Origin of the sequence: Pseudomonas sp. GL93, assembly GCF_003408955.1 — a bacterium.
Classification (GTDB): domain Bacteria; phylum Pseudomonadota; class Gammaproteobacteria; order Pseudomonadales; family Pseudomonadaceae; genus Aquipseudomonas; species Aquipseudomonas paracarnis.
This window is the reverse complement of sequence record NZ_NKRF01000080.1, coordinates 1-1,583: the sequence shown is the minus strand read 5'-3', so window position 1 is coordinate 1,583 and position 1,583 is coordinate 1. Positions and strand designations below refer to the sequence as shown.

Below are 1,583 nucleotides of genomic sequence, written 5' to 3'. Positions count from 1 at the left end.
GCGTCTTTGACGGGGGTGGGGGCGTTTTCCTGCATATAGGGCCTATAAGTATGAAAGCGGGGGCATTATGGCAAATACCGCCCTCCTGAACACAGAAGATCCAATGTGGGAGCTGGCTTGCCTGCGATGGCGGTGGGTCAATTAAAGATGGGCTGGCTGACACACCGCTATCGCAGGCAAGCCAGCTCCCACAGTTTGATCTTCACAGGGCGACCATTAGCGTTGTTTCATGCGGTCGATTATCACCGCCAGCAACAGGATCGAGCCACGAATCACATATTGGTAAAAGGTATCGATGTTCTTCAGGTTCATCGCATTCTCGATGATCGCCAGAATCAGCACCCCGGCAATCACATGGCGGATCATGCCAATGCCGCCGCTCAACGACACCCCGCCCAGCACACAGGCCGAGATCACTGTCAGCTCGAACCCCTGGCCAATCATCGGCTGGCCCGAGGTCATGCGTGACGCGAGGATCACCCCGGCCAGGGCGCCGATCAAACCGTGCACGGCAAAGATGATGATCTTGGTGCGATCGACATTCACGCCCGCGAGCAACGCGGCTTCCTGGTTGCCGCCAATGGCCATGGTGTTGCGCCCATAGGTGGTGTAATTGAGCAGCCAGCCAAAGAACACAAAGCACAGTACGGTGATAATGATCGGCACCGGCACGCCCAGCAGTTGGCCGTTGCCGAATACGAAGAACCCTTCATTCATCACCCCCACCGCCTTGCCGTTGGAGAAGATGTAGGCCAGGCCACGTACGATTTGCATGGTCGCCAGCGTGGCAATCAACGCATTGATGCGCAGCTTGGCGATCACGATGCCGTTGATCAGCCCTACCACCAGGCCCATGGCCAAGGCCGCCGACACGCCGAGTAATACGCTGTCGGTGTCGCGCATCACGATGCCCGCCACCACCCCGGCGCAGGCGATCACCGAGCCTACCGACAAGTCGAAGTGCCCCGAGGCCAGGCAGAACAGCATGGTGCACGCGGCAATACCGACAGTCGAAATCGCCAGGCCCAGACCGCGCATGTTCAGCGGCGAAAGGAAGTTGTCGATGAACACCGCGCTGAGCACAAAAATGCTCAGCGCCGCCAGCAGCATCACCCAGTCATCGAGAAATTTGCGCTGGTTAAAACCCGGCCAAAAGCCCTTTGCAGTTTTTACCTCAGACATAGCCAAACCCTCTTATTTTTGTTCAAGCCCGAGACTGTGGCAGCGCCAGTTGCAGCAGGCGCGCTTCATCCGCTTGGGCGCGGGGCAACTCACCGGTCAAGGCGCCTTCACTCATCACCAGGATGCGGTCGGAGATGCCCATCACTTCCATCAGGTCGCTGGACACCACGATTACCGCAATGCCACTGGCCGCCAGGTTATGGATGATCTGGTAGATCTCCGACTTGGCGCCGATGTCGATACCGCGGGTGGGTTCATCCAGCAGCAGGACCTTCATCGGCATCGACAACCAGCGGCCAAGAATGGCTTTCTGCTGATTACCGCCGGACAGGTACAGGATTTTCTGCTCGGCATTCGGCGTCTTGACCTTCATGGCCTGGATCTGCCGCTCGGCGTTGCCC

2 protein-coding genes are annotated in these 1,583 nt (G+C 58.4%); both read right to left on the bottom strand.

The window, feature by feature from the left end; genetic code table 11:
- Positions 1-216: 216 nt before the first annotated feature.
- Positions 217-1,182, bottom strand: coding sequence for an L-arabinose ABC transporter permease AraH (gene araH, locus CER19_RS17495; protein ID WP_116667312.1), 966 nt, complete (start codon positions 1,180-1,182; stop codon positions 217-219).
- A 22-nt stretch (positions 1,183-1,204) separates the two neighbouring features.
- The coding region (locus CER19_RS17490) for an ATP-binding cassette domain-containing protein (protein WP_116667311.1) at positions 1,205-1,583 on the bottom strand (379 nt) is incomplete at its 5' end.